At 66.8% G+C, this 16055-nt stretch carries 10 protein-coding genes and 1 pseudogene; all 11 read left to right on the top strand.

Translation table 11 applies throughout. The features are described 5' to 3' along the window. Positions 1-657 precede the first annotated feature (657 nt). Entirely contained in the window at positions 658-3063 is a 2406-nt protein-coding gene (locus tag AC1DOM_RS13925; protein ID WP_498964292.1) for a DEAD/DEAH box helicase, read from the top strand. Between the two features lie 161 nt (positions 3064-3224). Next, a pseudogene (locus AC1DOM_RS13920) lies at positions 3225-3929 on the top strand (ribonuclease H-like domain-containing protein); the annotation flags it as partial. Positions 3930-4039: 110 nt separating this feature from the next. Beyond that, positions 4040-5416 (top strand): hypothetical protein, encoded by a 1377-nt coding sequence (locus tag AC1DOM_RS13915; protein WP_498964290.1) that lies wholly within the window; start codon positions 4040-4042, stop codon positions 5414-5416. A 112-nt stretch (positions 5417-5528) separates the two neighbouring features. After that, positions 5529-6803, top strand: a complete 1275-nt coding sequence (locus AC1DOM_RS13910) for a hypothetical protein (protein ID WP_498964288.1) — start codon at positions 5529-5531, stop codon at positions 6801-6803. After that, a complete protein-coding gene (gene dinB / locus AC1DOM_RS13905; RefSeq protein WP_498964287.1) occupies positions 6800-7897 on the top strand; it encodes a DNA polymerase IV in 1098 nt (365 codons plus the stop codon). Before AC1DOM_RS13910 ends, dinB begins: the two co-directional genes overlap by 4 nt. Before the next feature lie 72 nt (positions 7898-7969). Further along, positions 7970-8713, top strand: coding sequence for an endonuclease/exonuclease/phosphatase family protein (locus AC1DOM_RS13900; protein ID WP_498964285.1), 744 nt, complete (start codon positions 7970-7972; stop codon positions 8711-8713). Continuing rightward, positions 8710-9927: a cardiolipin synthase ClsB gene (gene clsB, locus AC1DOM_RS13895; protein ID WP_498964283.1), complete on the top strand. Its 1218-nt coding sequence runs from the start codon at positions 8710-8712 to the stop codon at positions 9925-9927. Before AC1DOM_RS13900 ends, clsB begins: the two co-directional genes overlap by 4 nt. Continuing rightward, positions 9924-10895, top strand: coding sequence for a lysylphosphatidylglycerol synthase transmembrane domain-containing protein (locus AC1DOM_RS13890; RefSeq protein WP_498964281.1), 972 nt, complete (start codon positions 9924-9926; stop codon positions 10893-10895). Before clsB ends, AC1DOM_RS13890 begins: the two co-directional genes overlap by 4 nt. Before the next feature lie 102 nt (positions 10896-10997). Then, on the top strand, positions 10998-14915 hold the full coding sequence (locus AC1DOM_RS13885) for a PAS domain S-box protein (protein WP_498964279.1): 3918 nt from the start codon (positions 10998-11000) through the stop codon (positions 14913-14915). Positions 14916-15133: 218 nt separating this feature from the next. Beyond that, on the top strand, positions 15134-15622 hold the full coding sequence (locus AC1DOM_RS13880) for a helix-turn-helix domain-containing protein (RefSeq protein WP_498964277.1): 489 nt from the start codon (positions 15134-15136) through the stop codon (positions 15620-15622). Further along, positions 15619-16026, top strand: coding sequence for a VOC family protein (locus AC1DOM_RS13875; RefSeq protein ID WP_498964275.1), 408 nt, complete (start codon positions 15619-15621; stop codon positions 16024-16026). Before AC1DOM_RS13880 ends, AC1DOM_RS13875 begins: the two co-directional genes overlap by 4 nt. Positions 16027-16055: the final 29 nt, after the last annotated feature.

Genomic DNA, 16055 nt, shown 5'->3' with positions numbered 1-16055 from the left:
TGTGTGGTCGTGCGGCGCCACCAGTTGGGCGCATCGGTGCGCCGCATTGAAGGCCACATTGCTCCGCAAGAGCTCACGCTCCGCAATGTGGCCTTCAACGCGACGACCGCTGCGCTGGCGGCTGGTGGTTTCGCGACAGCTCTTGATGAGTGGGTCCGTCACGGGTGATCGATGCGCGCCGACTGCCAGCACTCCAGACGGACGGAACGTCGCCCACCTCGGCGCTCGAGTCTTCGCACATGGTCGCCTCTGGCAGGCGACGTTCCTCGCGGCGATCTGATGGAAAAGCGGAGGGCGATGCCTCATCTCGCAGCGCGCCCGCTTCACCCATCAAATCGCCGCGAAGGCGCCGCAGCCCGAGAGAGGACATCGCGGTTGCGAGGACCAGCACCCACGCGACTCGCGATGTCCTCGACGGGCAAGGCGCCGGCCCGTCTGGTGTGCTGGCAGTAGGCGCGCAATGATCAATTCGCGACGACCGCACTCACCAGATTGCTGTCGCGCAAAACGACTGGCTACGCGCGGCGACACGCCGCGCAAATCTGGTGTCGCCGAACACAACCAACCAGACGACAACTCAGCGCCCCTCGCTCCACCTTCTCACCTCTTGAGACAACACCCGCCTACAACATCGACCGTCGCAAGGAGACGCATTCGATGTCGGCACTGACGCTGTTCGAACACCCCGCACCGCCCACACCGCGCATCCGCGACGGCGGCCTGCTCGCCACCAAACTCGCCGGCAAACACGCCGCACTGATCACCGGACACTTCCTGATCCCCGCCCGCGAAGGCCGCTACGCCGACCTTCCCGACACCCTCCCCGAACCCCTCGCCAACGCCCTGCGCAGCCGCGGCGTCACCAACCTCTACGCACACCAACGCGACGCCTGGGACGCCGCACAACGCGGCGAACACCTCGTCGTCGCAACGCCGACGGCATCGGGCAAATCCCTCTGCTACACCCTCCCCGTCGTCGCCGCCGCGATGACCAAACAGGCGAAGGCGCTGTACCTCTTTCCGACCAAAGCCCTCGCGCAAGACCAGGTCGCCGAACTCATCGAACTCAACCGCGCCGGCAACCTGGGGCTGCGCACCGCCACCTTCGACGGCGACACCCCCGGCGACCAACGCCAGGCCATCCGCCTCAACGGCGACATCGTCGTCAGCAATCCCGACATGCTCCACCAGGGCATCCTGCCCCACCACACCAAGTGGGCGCAGTTCTTCGAAGGCCTGCAGTACGTCGTCATCGACGAAATCCACAGCTACCGCGGCGTCTTCGGTTCCCACCTGGCCAACGTGCTGCGTCGCCTGCGCCGCGTTTGCGCGTTTTATGGCGCCAACCCGCAGTTCATCCTGTGCTCGGCGACGATCGGCAACCCGAAAGACCACGCCGAAACGCTCATCGAAAGCGACGTCACCGCGATCACCGACTCCGGCGCGCCCAGTGGCGACAAACACGTGCTGCTCTGGAACCCGCCCGTGGTCAATCCCGATCTGGGTCTGCGCGCTTCCGCCCGCTCGCAAAGCAACAAGATCGCGCGCACCGCGATCCGCGCCGGGCTCAAGACCCTGGTGTTCGCGCAATCGCGCACGATGGTCGAGGTGCTCACCAAGTATTTGAAAGACGTCTTCGACCACGATCCCCGCAAGCCCGCGCGCATCCGCGCGTACCGCGGCGGTTATCTGCCCACCGAACGCCGCGAAGCCGAATGCGCCATGCGCGAAGGCCGCATCGACGGCATCGTTTCGACGTCCGCGCTGGAACTGGGCGTCGACATCGGCAGCCTCGACGTCGTCGTCCTCAACGGTTACCCCGGGTCGGTCGCCGCGACCTGGCAGCGCTTCGGTCGCGCCGGGCGTCGGCAGCAAGCATCGGTTGGCGTGCTCGTTGCGAGTTCCGATCCGCTCGACCAATACGTCGTGCGCCATCCGGAATTCTTCTCCGCCTCCACGCCGGAACACGCGCGCATCGCGCCCGACCAGCCGGTGATCCTGCTCGACCACATCCGTTGCGCCGCGTTCGAACTGCCCTTCCTGGAAGGCGAGCGCTTCGGACCGATCGATCCGGCGGTCTATCTCGAACTGCTCGCGGCCGATGGCGTCGTGCACGCCGAAGGCGGCCGCTGGGAATGGATCGCCGACAGTTATCCGGCCAACGCGGTGAGCCTGCGTTCGGTGGCAGACGGCAACTTCGTCGTCGTCGATCGCACCGACGGGCGCCAGGTGATCATCGCGGAAGTCGACTATTCGTCCGCGCCGCTGATGTTGTACGAGGGCGCGATCCACATGGTGCAGTCCACGCCCTACCAGGTCGAACGCCTCGACTGGGAAGGCCGCAAGGCCTACGTCACGCGCACGCACGTGGATTACTACACCGACGCCATCGACTACACCAAGCTCAAGGTGCTCGAGCGCTTCGATGGCTGCATCGCAGGCGCGGGGACGAGCCATCACGGCGAAGTGCACGTCGTGCGTCGCGTCGCCGGCTACAAGAAGATCCGCTACTACACGCACGAGAACATCGGCTACGGGCCGGTCACCTTGCCCGACCAGGAGATGCACACCAGCGCGCTGTGGTGGCAGTTGCCGCAGGACACGCTCGATGCGCGGTTCGCCTCGCGTCAGGACGCGCTCGATGGGTTCCTCGGCGCGGCGTACGCATTGCACGTGGTTGCGAAGGTCGCGGTGATGGCCGATGCGGCCGACCTGCAGAAGGCGGTCGGCAGCGGCGACGGCGCATGGTTCGCCACCGCCGATGGCCGGGGACGCGGGCAGTTGCGCAGCACCGACGGCAGCGTCGCCGATCCGAATGTCCACGATCGGTTCGTACCGACGGTCTACCTCTACGACAACTATCCCGGCGGCGTGGGCCAGAGCGAACCCTTGTGGCGTCGCCAGCACGAACTCGTCGTGCTCGCGCGCGAACTCATCGATCGATGCGATTGCAAGGCCGGTTGTCCCGCGTGCGTCGGGCCCGTGCTCGAAATGCAGGAAGCCACCGTCGATTCGCCGCGCGCGCTCGCGCTGCGCGTGCTCGGCGCGCTGGAGGCGGCATGAGCCTCACGCTCGAAAAGCTGCAACGACTCAAGCGCCAAGCCGGTGGCGATATCGCAATCCGCGAGCCGGCACTAATGAACAGCGCCCCTCCCCCGGCCCCTCCCCGCGATGCGGGGCGGGGGGCGATGGCGTCGATCGAGCAACTACGGCAATTGCTGCGCGTGCGTGCGCCGACACCCATCGGCCCCGCACCTTCCGTCGACCGCACCCTGCCCGGCATCGAGATCGCCCCCGGCCTGCACCTGCGGGAAGAACACGTCCCCGACGATGCACTCCCCGACGTGTTCTGCGGCGCCTTCGACCGCAAGGACGCGCTCGACCCTTCACACATGCTCTTCTTCGACACCGAAACCACCGGCCTGGCCGGCGGTACGGGCACGCGCGCCTTCATGATCGGCGCGGCCGATTGGTTCGACGGCGCGCTGCGCATCCGCCAGCTCACGATGCGCACGATGGCGGCGGAAACCGCGATGCTCGATGCGTTCCGCGCGTGGGTCGCGCCCGACACGGTGCTCGTCAGTTACAACGGCAAGTGCTACGACGCGCCCCTGCTCGCCACGCGCTATCGCCTCGCGCGCCAAAGCAATCCCCTCGCCGGGTTGGCCCACGTCGATTTGCTCTATCCCACGCGCCGTCGCTATCGCGGTGTCTACGAGAACTGCCGCTTGGCCACGATCGAACGCCAGGTGCTCCGCATCGTGCGTGAAGACGACCTGCCCGGTTCCGAAGCACCGGCTGCGTGGTTGTCGTTCCTGCGCGGCGGAAGCGCGCAAACGCTGCGCCGCGTGCTCGCACACAACCACCAGGATGTCGTGTCGCTTTCACGATTGCTGCGTCACCTGAGCTTGGCCGGCGCAACAATCTGAGGGTTCTCCCCATTCACCGAAAACCGCGACGGACGGTCGTCCTTCGCCCGCCGATCGTGCCGTTCGACTGGCTGCGACTCCCGTCGCGATCACTCTGTAGGGGCACGACCATGGCACTCGATCCGCATCGCACGCGAAAGCGCGTCGCAGTTTTCCTGTTATCCGCCGTCCTCGCGCCGTCGGCCTTCGCCGCGGCCATCAAGGGCGCCATCTTCACGACGGACACCGACGGCAACGTCAACGTCAACCAGTACGAAGCCAAGGAAGACGTCTACCTCAACGGTGGCCCGACCAATGCCAATTGCGATGCCGCGGCGATTCCCGACGGCACGTATGTCTTCCAGGTCACCAACCCGTCGGGCAGCGTCGTACTGAGCAGTGACACGATCGACCATCGTGAGTTCACCGTGGTGGGCGGGGTGGCCCAGTCCGCGGTCGACCATGCCGTCGATACCGTCGACCCGCCTTGCTCGGGCGTACGGGTGCAACTGGCGCCTTTCGACAACACGCCGAACAACGGCGGCGTCTACAAGGTGTGGATCACGCGCAAGTCGGACTACGAGGCCAACGGGAACACGTTCAAGCCCAGCGACACCAAGACCGACAACTTCCACGTCAAGCTGCCCGCCGAACAACCCGAGACGGCCGACATCAGCATCTACAAGTTCTACGACGCCAACGGCAACGGCGACTGGGATTCGGATGAAGTGCCGCTGTTCGGGTGGCTGATGACCCTCGGCGACAGCAACGGCGGCTCCGGCGCAGCGCTGACGCAATCGCCCGACGGCATCGTGAGCATCACGGGGCTGGACCCGACGCTGACCTACTCGGTCACCGAAGGCCTGGGCGGTGGCACGTGGCATCAGTCCGCCTCCATCGTCAACGGCGCACCGACGGCCACGCCGACCAATCCGGTCACGGGCCTGACCCTCACCGTGGGCCAGACGACGACCGTCGAGTTCGGCAACTACTGCGACTGCAAGAGCGGCGGCAAACCGAAGTCCTGGTGGATCACCGCATCCGGGCAGACCAAGGTCAACGACGGCGGCACGATGAACCCCGAGTTCAACGCGCTCAACCAGTTGAACCTGCGTTCGTCCAGCGGCAGCAACTGGAACCTGACGACGACGCTGGCGATTCCGACGCAAGCGCAGAACTGGACGACGTTCGTCAATTGGGTCAACAACGCGAGCACGACCAACATGGCCTACGCGTTGTCCCGCCAGTTGGCGATCCTGCGGCTCAACCTGGATGCCGGCTACGTCGGCGGGGCGAACTTCTACAAACCCGCGAACGAGTCGATCAACGCCCTGTTGAGCGAGGCCAACGCCGCACTGCTCGCCGATGGCAACACGCCCGTGGGCGATCCCAACCGCGCAGCGCAGGAGCAGCTGCTCGCCTGGATCACGGAGATCAACAGCGGCACGGTCACGGTGATCAAGCCCACGCCCTGCCCGTTCAAGTTCTACCTGCCTCCGCCGACCTGAGTTCCAGGCAGGCACAAGGCGTCACCCCGCGGCCCCGGATCGAAACCGGGGCCGCGGCTTTATGCACGCAGCGTTTCCGGGCATCCTGCGTGCACTCCCGCAGGGGCTTGCCATGACCGGACACGACGCGCGCGACGACGGCGCCTCCACGCTGCCCCGCCACACCACGCCCACGTGGGAAGTCGAGCTGCTGATCTCCGGCGTCGCGGTGTTCGCGATGCTGCAACTGCCCGCATTGCTCGATGGCTACATCCTGGACTGGGCGCCGCGCCTGGTCGACCGCTGGGCGAAGCTGCTCTTCGTCATCTACGTTTACGCCAAGAGTGCGGCCATCATCCTGGCCGTCACCTTCGTCATCCACCTGTTGCTGCGCGCGCGCTGGATCGCGCTGGTGGGCATGTGGTCGATCTATCCCAAAGGCGTGGACTGGAACAACTTCCGCCTCGGCCCCAACGCGCGCGAGTTCGAAAGCAAGCGCCTCGGCCGCATGGAGGATGCGATCGATCGCGCGGACAACAAGGCGACGATGGTGTTCGCGATGGGCGTCGTGCTGGCCTCCATCCTGTGCGTGATCACCCTGATCGTCGGCACGGTGGTCTCGCTCTCCTGGCTGCTGGAATCGCGCATGGGCGTGAATGCGGACACGCGATGGATCATGTGGACGGCGGCGTTCGCGATGGTCCCGTACGGCCTTTCGATCGCCATCGACCGGCGCTTCGGCGATCGCATGCAACCCGGCCGTTTCGGCACGCGCGTCCTGCGCGGCGTGCTCGGCTTCTATTCCCGGATCGGCGTGGGCATGGCGAACAACCCGGCGCTCGCGTTGTTGGCGAGCCATCGTGGGCGGCGCAAGACGATCCTGTTGATCGCCACGATCTTCATGATCGCAACGATCGCGGCGTCGACGAGCTATTTCATCGCGCGCAATCCCGATGCCTACGGCAGTTACGACGCGTTCCCCGACGAAGACGAACTGCCGACGCGCTCGGTGGATCCCGCGCACTACGACGATCGGCGCGACGCACTGCGCAGCCCGATCACGCCCTTCATCCAGTCGATGGTGGTGATCGGCCCTTACGTGCAGCTGATCGTGCCCTGGGTGCCAGATCGCGATGGCCCGGCATTGGATGCGCGCTGCGGCACGCTGCCGGAGGATGCGCAATTGAAGTGCTACGCCGAACACGTGCGCCCGGTGACGCTGGACGGCAAGCTCATCGCGCCGGTGTTCGACATCGGCGAAGACGCGCGAACCAATCGCCCTGCGATGGTCGCCATGATCGATGTGCGCCATCTGCCGCAGGGCCGCCATGTCCTCGGCATCACGCTGCCGCAGCACGGCCGGCACGACCCCGCGCCGGACGCCGACTTCATCCCGTTCTGGCGGTGAGCGAAGACCCCGTCCCGCGCAAGATCCTGCACGTCGACATGGACGCGTTCTATGCGTCGGTCGAGCAGCGCGACGATCCGTCCCTGCGCGGCCGCCCCGTGGTCGTCGCGTGGCGCGGCGCGCGCTCGGTGGTGTGCGCGGCGAGTTACGAAGCGCGCAAGTACGGCGTGCGCTCGGCGATGCCGGCGATGCGCGCCGAACGCCTGTGCCCGCAGGCGGTATTCGTGCCGCCGGATTTCGTGCGCTACAAGGCCGTGTCGAAGCAGGTGCGCGAGATCTTCGGCCGCCACACCGACTTGATCGAGCCCTTGTCGCTCGACGAGGCCTATCTCGACGTCACCCACACCTTCACCGGCCTGCCGAGCGCAACGGCGACCGCGCAGGCGATCCGCGCGCAGATTCGCGAGGAGATCGAACTCACGGCCTCGGCCGGCGTCGCACCGAACAAGTTCCTCGCGAAGATCGCCTCGGACTGGAACAAACCCGATGGGCTGTTCGTGATCCGGCCGCACCAGGTCGAAGCCTTCCTCGCACCCCTGCCCGTCGGGCGTCTTCCGGGCGTGGGCAAGGTGATGGAAGGCAAGCTCGCCGAACTCGGTGTGTCGACAGTGATGGACCTGCGCACGCTCGGCCCCGCGGCGCTCGAGCAACGCTTCGGCCGATGGGGACGGCGCCTGCACGAACTCGCGCACGGCATCGACGACCATCCGGTGCAATCCGAACGCCCGACGATGCAGATCAGCGCGGAAGACACGTTCGAGCGCGACCTGCGCCTGCCGGAGATGGAAGACCACATCCGCCGACTCGCCGAAAAAGCCTGGCGCGGTTACGAGCGCGAGCGCGCGGAGCCGCATGGCCGCATCGCACGCACCGTCGTGCTCAAGTTGAAGACCGACGATTTCCGCACGCTCACGCGCAGCCTGACGCCACCCGAGCCGCCGGCGTCGCTGGAGGCCGTCGCCGACATCGCCTGCGCACTGCGCGAGCGCGTCGATCTGCCTTCACGCACGCGTTATCGCCTCGTGGGCGTGGGATTGTCGGGCTTCATCGATGCCGACCGGCTGGCCACCGTGCAGACCGATCTGTTCGGCTGACCCGCCCGTCACGGGCGCGGCCCTCACGCCGCCCCCCTCACAATCCGGGACCTTCCCCCAACCCGTTCCCTCGTGCCGGCCGTCACCGTCCTCACCCTCAATTGCCACATGGGCTTCGACTTGTTCGGGCGCCGCTTCGTGCTGCCCGAATTGCGCGAAGCGGTGCGCGCGGTGGGCGCCGACCTGGTGTTCCTGCAGGAAGTGCTCGGCGAGCACGAATTGCACAAGCGCCGGCAGGCGAAGTGGCCGGACACGCCGCAGTACGAATTCCTCGCCGATTCGATCTGGTCGCATTCGGCGTACGGGCGCAACGCGGTCTATCCGCATGGCCACCACGGCAATGCCTTGTTGTCGAAATACGCGATCCGCGCGTTTCGCAATTGCGACGTGACGATCAGCGGGCACGAGGAACGCGGGCTGCTGCATTGCCAGTTGCACGTCGACGACGGGCCGTACTCGCTGCATGCGATCTGCGTGCACCTGGGGCTGCGCGAATCCCACCGACAGAAGCAACTGCAGCTGCTGTGCGAGATCGTGCACGATGCGATCCCGCGCGCCGCGCCGCTGATCGTCGCCGGCGATTTCAACGATTGGCGGGGCCACGGCCATCCGGTCCTCGACAGTTGCGGGCTCACCGAAGTCTTCCTCGCCTCGCAGGGCAAGCACGCGCGCACCTTTCCCGCGCGCTGGCCCCTGCTGCCGGTCGATCGCCTCTACGTGCGCCACGCCCGCGCGACCGAGGTCAAAGTGCTCGGCGGCAAGCCGTGGACGCACTTGTCCGACCACGTGCCGCTGATGGCACGGGTGGCCTGGTGAGCCTGGGCTGGCGAAGGCCGCGCGCGCCGGGGCCCTGGCGTCCCGGCAATCGCGTGCAACTGCTGGAGAACGGCGAGGCGTTCTTCCCGCGCGCTTTCGCGGCGATCGCCGACGCGCAGCGCGAGGTGATCGTCGAGACCTTCATCCTGTTCGAGGACCCTGTCGGCCACGACCTACAACGTGCGTTGATCGAGGCGGCCAAGCGTGGCGTGCGCGTGGAGATCACCGTCGATGGTTATGGCTCGCCCGACTTCTCGCCTACGTTCGTTTCCGAATTGGCCGAAGCCGGCGTGCACGTGCATGTGTTCGATCCGCATCCGGGCTGGCTCGGCGTGCGCGTCAACGTGTTCCGCCGCTTGCATCGCAAGTTGTTGATCGTCGATGGCACGCGGGCGTTCATCGGCGGCATCAATTACTCGGTCGACCATCTGGCGGAAACCGATCCGAAGGGGAAGCAGGATTACGCGGTGGAGATCGAAGGGCCGGTCGTCGGCGACATCCTGAGTTTCGCGAAGGCTGCGCTTGCGGGAGATGGCACGGGCGAGCGCTGGGTGCATCCGGCGATCGACCCTGCGCAAGCACACGCAGGCGACGCCGAAGTGCGGTTCGAACTGCGCGACAACCGTCGACGTCGCACCTCGATCGAACGCGAATACCGTCGCGCGATCCGCGAAGCCAAGCGCGAGATCCTGATCGCCAATGCGTATTTCTTCCCGGGCTGGGCATTCTTGCGCGAATTGCGTCGCGCCGCGCGCCGCGGGGTGCACGTCACCCTGCTGGTCGCCGCCGAATCCGACACGCCCATCGCCCACCCCGCCACGCGCACGCTCTATCGCCACCTGCTGCGCGCGCACGTGGACATCGTCGAGTATTGCGAGCGGCCCTTCCACGGCAAGGTCGCGTTGATCGACGGGACGTGGGCGACCATCGGTTCGAGCAACCTCGATCCGCTGAGCCTGGCCTTGAATCTGGAGGCGAACGTGTTCGTGCGCGACGCGGGTTTCGCCGCGCAACTCCGGGAAAGCCTCGATGCATTGCGCCAGCGCCAATGCCACACCGTCGACGCCGCGTCGCTGGGCAAGCGCAACTGGTGGACCGGGCTAACGCGGCCGCTGTTGTTCCATGTGCTGCGGCGCTTTCCGCGTTGGGCGGGCCTGCTGCCCGCGCACACGCCGCAACTGGTGCGCGTCACCGCGCCGGTGGACGCACCGTGACACGACGCAAGCGCTGGTTCGCGCGAGCCAAGCGCGTGCTGTTCGTCGCCTTCCTGTGCGGCGTGGCCTGGCTGCTGTGGCACGCGGCGCAATCGATCGACTGGCGCGCGGTCGGCGTGGTGTTGCGCAATCTCGATGCGCGCGCACTCGCCTCCGCGCTCGCGCTCACCGCCACCAGCTTCCTGCTCTACACCGGCTACGACCTGGCCGCGCGCCACTACGCGGGGCACGAGGTGCCCACCCGGCGCGTCATGCTCATCTCCTTCATCGCGTACACGTTTGCGCTGAACATCGGCGCGGCGGTCGGCGGCGCGGGGTTCCGGTTGCGCATGTATGCGCGCGAAGGCGTGCCGCTCGGACGGATCACGCGCGTGATCGCGTTCTGCATCGCCACCAACTGGATCGGCTACTTCGTGCTCGCAGGCGCGTTGTTCGCCAGCGGTGCGATCGTTCCGCCGGCCCACTTCCCCGTCCACGCATTCGGGTTGGGCGAAGGGAGCGGGATGCGTGCGCTGGGCGTGGCGATGCTGGGCATCGCCGTCGCGTACCTCGTGGCGTGCATCACCACGCACGGGCGCATCTTCCACGTACGCGGCCATCATTTCCGGTTTCCAACGCTGAGCCTGGCGCTGTTGCAGGTCGCGATGGCGACGACCAACTGGGCGCTGATGGGGCTCACCGTCGCCCGCTTCCTCCCCCATGTGGGGGATGCGCAGGTCATCGCCGTGTTGCTGCTTGCGTCGGTCGCCACCGCGATCGCGCACATTCCCGCGGGGATCGGCGTCGCCGAAGCGGTCTTCGTCGCCGTGCTCGGGGATCGCGTGCCCCCGGCGCAGTTGATCGGCGCGCTGATCGCGTATCGCGCGTGCTATTTCCTCGCGCCGCTGGTGGTCGCCACCCTCGCCTACGCCGGCCTGGAACTGATCAGGCGGCCGTCATCCACATCTCCCTCCGTTGCGAAGCAGTAGGGTCTTCGTAACGAAGGAAGCTGCGATTCACTGTCGAACCCGATGGACGCGCATGGACCAGATGCCGAGCGACCCGCCGGGGAAGGCAACTGGCTGCGGCGCGTGCACGCGTTCGATTGGGCGGCGACCCCACTCGGCCCGCTGACCAACTGGCCGCACGCGCTGCGTACCGCGCTGCAGTTGCACGAAACCGAGATCGACCACCTGCGCCGCCTGCAGAAGCTGAGCACGCGCCTGGTGCGCGACGACGAAGACGAAGACCAACTGCTGGAAGATGTCCTCGGCGCGGCGGTGATCGTCGCCGGCGCGCAGAGTGGCGAGCTGCGGATGGTGCGCGAAGACGGCGGGCTGGATCTGATCGCCAGCCACGGCTTCGAGGACAGCTTCCCCGACTTCCATCACGCGAGCGAAGCCAGCGCACTCGCCGAAGAATGCGCGCACACCGCGCGCCGGCTGATGGTCGACGACGTCGTACTGTCGTCTTACTTCGACCCGGACACACGCAGCGCATTGGCCGGGAGCGGCATCCGCGCGATCCAGGCCGCGCCCTTGCTGGCGCGCGACGGGCGCGTGCTCGGCGTGCTGACCACGCACCACCGCGATGGCGTGCCGGGCGAACGCGACCTGCTGCTGCTCGACCTGCTCTCGCGCCAGGCCGCCGACTGGATCGAACGCGCGCACGCCGCCGACAGGCTCGAAGACAGCGAGCGCCGCCTGCGCACGATCCTGCACCAGACCGTCGCCGGCATCCTGGTCGCCGACGGCGATGGGCGCATGACCTACGTCAATCGTTGTTGGTGCCGGATGCTCGGCTATCGCGAAGAGGAGTTGATCGGCAAGCACCTGGTGGACATCACCGATCCCGAATCGCTCGACCGCACCCACGAGGCGCTGCGGCGCCTGGAAGGCGGCATGCCCAGCCTCACGCTCGAGAAATGCTATCGCCGCAAGGATGGCACGCCCTTGTGGGGCAGCTCGAGCGTGAGTGCGATGCGCGGGCCGGATGGTCGATACGAAGGCCTGGTCGCCGTCGTCATCGACATCGGCGAACACAAGCACCTCGAACAATCCCTGCGCGACCAGGCCGATCGCCTGGAACTGGCGCTGCAGACCGGTCGCCTGGGCACCTGGCACCTGGACCTGCTCACGCTGGAAACGCAGGCATCGGACCAGTGCAAGGCCAACTTCGGCCTGCAGCCGCACGAAACCCTCAACTTCCACCGCGCCTTCGAAGAGCTGATCCACCCCGAGGACCGCGATGCGATGCGCGCGGCGCTCACGCAGACCATCACCGCGCACTCCGACTACGACGCCGACTTCCGCGTGGTGTGGCCCGACGGCAGCGTGCACTGGATCGTGTCGCGCGGACGCGCGGTGTACAACGCCGAAGGACGCGCAGTGGCGATGACGGGCGTGAACTTCGACGACACCGAGCGACGCGGGGCGATGGATCGCCTGCGCGAGAACGAAGCGCAATTGCGGCGCACCGTCGAAGACGCACCGCTCGCGCTGTGCCTGCACGCGGAGGATGGCGAGATCCTCAACCTCAGCCGCCACTGGACCGAGCTCACCGGCTACACGAAAAACGATCCGGCGGTCCTGCAGGAATGGTTGCGACGCGCCTACGGCATCCGCGACGGCGAATTCCGCGAAGCGATCGAACGCATCTTCGGCGTCGACCATGCGATGGTGCAGACCGACATCGAAATCCTCACGCGCAACGGCCAACCGCGCACGTGGAGCCTCAATGCCTCCTCACCCGGCTTGTTGAAGGACGGACGCCGCTACGTGGTCGCGATGGCGCTGGACATCACCGAGCGCAAGCGCGCCGAAGCATTGATGCGCCGATCCGCGGCGCGCGCGGCGTTCCGCGTGTCGCTGAGTGATCTGTTGCGGCCGCTGGCGGATCCGGCGCAGATCCAGTGCACGGCGGCGACCGCGCTGTGCGAGCACCTCGGCGCCGATCGCGCGCTGTTCGCCGAATTGTCGGACGACGGACAGATCGCGCAGGTCCACACGGATCATTTCCACGAAGGCGTGCCGACGAATGGAACCAGCCATGAACTCGCCGCCTTCGGCGAGGAAATGGGCCAACGCCTGCGCGCCGGGCGCACGGTGGTGCTCGACGACGCGCATGCGTCCAGTACGCTCGGACAGCCGCAGCGCGATGCCTACGAACACATGCAGGTGCGCGCGCACGTCAGCGTTCCCCTGGTGAAGCGGTCCCGTCTGTCCGCCCTGTTGAGCGTGCACCAGGCCACGCCGCGTTTGTGGGCCGGCGACGAGATCGCCCTCATCGAAGAAACCGCCGAGCGCACGTGGGCCGCGATCGCGCGCGCCCGCGCCGAGGCCGCGGTGCGCGAGAGCGAGGCGCGGCTGAATGCCGAACTCGCCGATGCCACGCTGCTGCAAAGCATCAGCGCCGAACTCGTACACGAGGAAAGCGAAGACGCGCTGTACGAAAGCATTGTCTCCGCGGCGATGGCGATCATGCGTTCGCAATTCGCCGTGCTGCAGCGGCTCCATCCGGAACGCGGCAACGGAGGCGCACTGGAATTGCTGGCCTCGCGCGGTTTCACCCCGCAGTCGACCACCGAGTGGACGTGGATCGATGCCGGCCCCGCTTCGCAGAGTTGCAGCGCCCAGGCGATGCGCGCCGGACATCGCATGATCCTGGAGGACATCGGTCACCAGCCCGCGATGGAGGGCTCGGCCGACATGGATCGCTACCGCCGCACCGGCATCGCCGCGGTGCAGAGCACGCCCCTGTTCGCGCGCGACGGGCAGATCGTCGGCATGATTTCCACGCACTGGACGCGCCCGCACATGCCGGCCGAACGCGACCTGCGCTTGCTCGACATCCTCGCCCGCCAGGCCGCCGACCTGATCGAACGCCGCCAGGCCCTGGAAGACCTGCGCGCGAACGACCGCCGCAAGGACGAATTCCTCGCCACGCTCGCGCACGAGCTGCGCAACCCGCTCGCACCCCTGCGCAACTGCCTGCACATCCTGCGCGCGACCGAGGGCGAAGACGCGCAGCTGCACAAACTGCACGGAATGATGGAGCGGCAGGTCTCGCACATGATCCGTTTGGTCGACGACTTGATGGAGGTCTCGCGCATCACGCGTGGCGAGATCGAATTGCGCAAGCAACGCGTCACCATGCGCGATGTCTTGGAAGGCGCCATTGAAACGAGCCGCCCGCTGCTCGAACAGGCGAACCATCATTTCCATGTCGAAGCGACCGCCGAAGCGTTGCCGCTCGAAGCCGATCCGATGCGGCTGGCGCAGGTGTTCACCAACCTGTTGAACAACGCGGCGAAGTACACGCCGGCCGGCGGCAACATCACCTTGCACGCGGCGCGCGACGGCGAAATGGTGGAGGTGCGCGTGCGCGACGATGGCATCGGCCTGGCGGCGGAGATGCTGACGCAGGTGTTCGACATGTTCACGCAGAGCGAGCATGGGCGCGCGCATTCGCAGGGCGGGCTCGGGATCGGGCTGACCTTGGTGAAGAGCCTGGTCGAGCAACATGGCGGCACGGTGGAAGCGCGCAGCGCGGGACTCGGGCAAGGCAGCGAGTTTGTCGTTCGTCTGCCACTGGCGCCGGGTGCGCGCATCGAGGAAAGCGGTGAATGGCCGGTGGTGCGGCAGCGGCATGCGATGTCGATTCTCGTGGCCGACGACAATCACGAGAGTGCCGATTCGATGGCCTTGTTCCTGCAGATGCGGGGGCACGATGTGCGCACGGTCTACGATGGTCGCGCGGCGTTGGATGCGATCGCGGAGCGGCGGCCGGATGTGGTGTTGCTGGATCTGGGGATGCCGACGTTGGATGGGTACGAGACGTGCCAGCAGATTCGGGCGATGCCGGATGGGGACAAGATCGCGGTGATGGCGACGACTGGGTGGGGGTCGGATGCGGATCGGGTGCGGTCGGCTGCTTGTGGGTTCGATGCGCATTTGGTGAAGCCGGTGGATCCTGGGTTGTTGTTGGCTCGGCTCGACGCTCTGCATTGAGAAACCGATTGGCGCGCCGCCCGAACGTCGTTAGTTCCAAATTTTTTTGGGAAAAAAATTTGAAACTAACAACGCTGGGGCATCACCTTTCGAGCGCTGGCTCTCGATCGGGGGATCCGCCCGGGCATTCGTTTGCCGGTGCGAAGCGAGCTTCGCACTGCCCCGATTGTTGTCGCGTAAGCAGCTAGCTTTCATGGGCTTCGATAAACTCCGAAGCCATGGCCACTCGCCCGCCCCAAGACCCCGACCTGCTGCGCCGCTTGCTGCGCGCGAAAGACCGCATGGACGCGTCCTCGCACGAGGAATGGCCGGTGCAGCGGTTGTCGCAGGTGAGCGCGGTCTCGGAGGCGCACTTCGCGCGGTCGTTCAAGGAGGCCTTTGGCGTCCCGCCGCATCGGTATTTGCTGACGCGACGGATCGAGCGCGCGACGGCGTTGCTGCGCGAGACCGATTTGTCGATCACCGACATCGCCTTCCAGACGGGGTGGAGCAGCCTGGGGACCTTCGGGCGGACGTTCCGCGACATTACCGGCGAAAGCCCGGGCGAACTGCGTGCGCGGGAGCGCGCCGCGTCGCATGCGCCGGAGGCTGTGCCGGTGTGTCATCTCAAGGCGGCGCAGCGGCCCAAGCTCACCATCGCAGTTTCGGAGAAGCGCCGTCGCGAGGCGGGCCGTAGGATCGCCGCACCTACCAAGGAGGTCACATGAACCAGGGTGTCGGAGTCGTTGGTCTTTACGTGCGCGATCAGGAAGAAGCGCTGCAGTTCTATGTCGACAAGCTCGGATTCCGCGTGCACACCGATGCGCGCAACGGCGACTACCGTTGGCTGACGGTGCAGCATCCGGAGCAACCGTCGTTCCAGTTGGGCCTGTTCGCGCCGCAGGCGCCCGTGCTCGATGAAGCCACGGCACAAAGCGTTCGCGAGATCGTCGCCAAAGGCGCGATGCCGCCGCTGGTGCTGATCGTCGACGACTGCCGCAAGGCCTATGCGCGCATGCGCGACAAGGGCGTCGAGTTCACGCAGGAACCGACGGAGCGCTACGGCGCCGTCGACGCAGGCTTTCGCGATCCCTCGGGCAACGGCTGGAAAATGATCGAAGCCCGCGCGTAAAGCCTCGCCACCAACGAAAACGGGCCCCG

The organism is Lysobacter sp. P5_B12, from assembly GCF_056400425.1.
Note: the sequence above shows the minus strand (reverse complement) of the source record. Positions and strands in the feature narration are given on the sequence as shown.

Excerpts from the sequence above, each read along its gene's own strand:
- AC1DOM_RS13875 (WP_498964275.1), top strand. The coding sequence starts at position 15,619 with ATGAACCAGGGTGTCGGAGTCGTTGGTCTTTACGTGCGCGATCAGGAA.
- AC1DOM_RS13915 (WP_498964290.1), top strand. The coding sequence starts at position 4,040 with ATGGCACTCGATCCGCATCGCACGCGAAAGCGCGTCGCAGTTTTCCTG.
- AC1DOM_RS13925 (WP_498964292.1), top strand. The coding sequence starts at position 658 with ATGTCGGCACTGACGCTGTTCGAACACCCCGCACCGCCCACACCGCGC.
- AC1DOM_RS13910 (WP_498964288.1), top strand. The coding sequence starts at position 5,529 with ATGACCGGACACGACGCGCGCGACGACGGCGCCTCCACGCTGCCCCGC.
- AC1DOM_RS13880 (WP_498964277.1), top strand. The coding sequence starts at position 15,134 with ATGGCCACTCGCCCGCCCCAAGACCCCGACCTGCTGCGCCGCTTGCTG.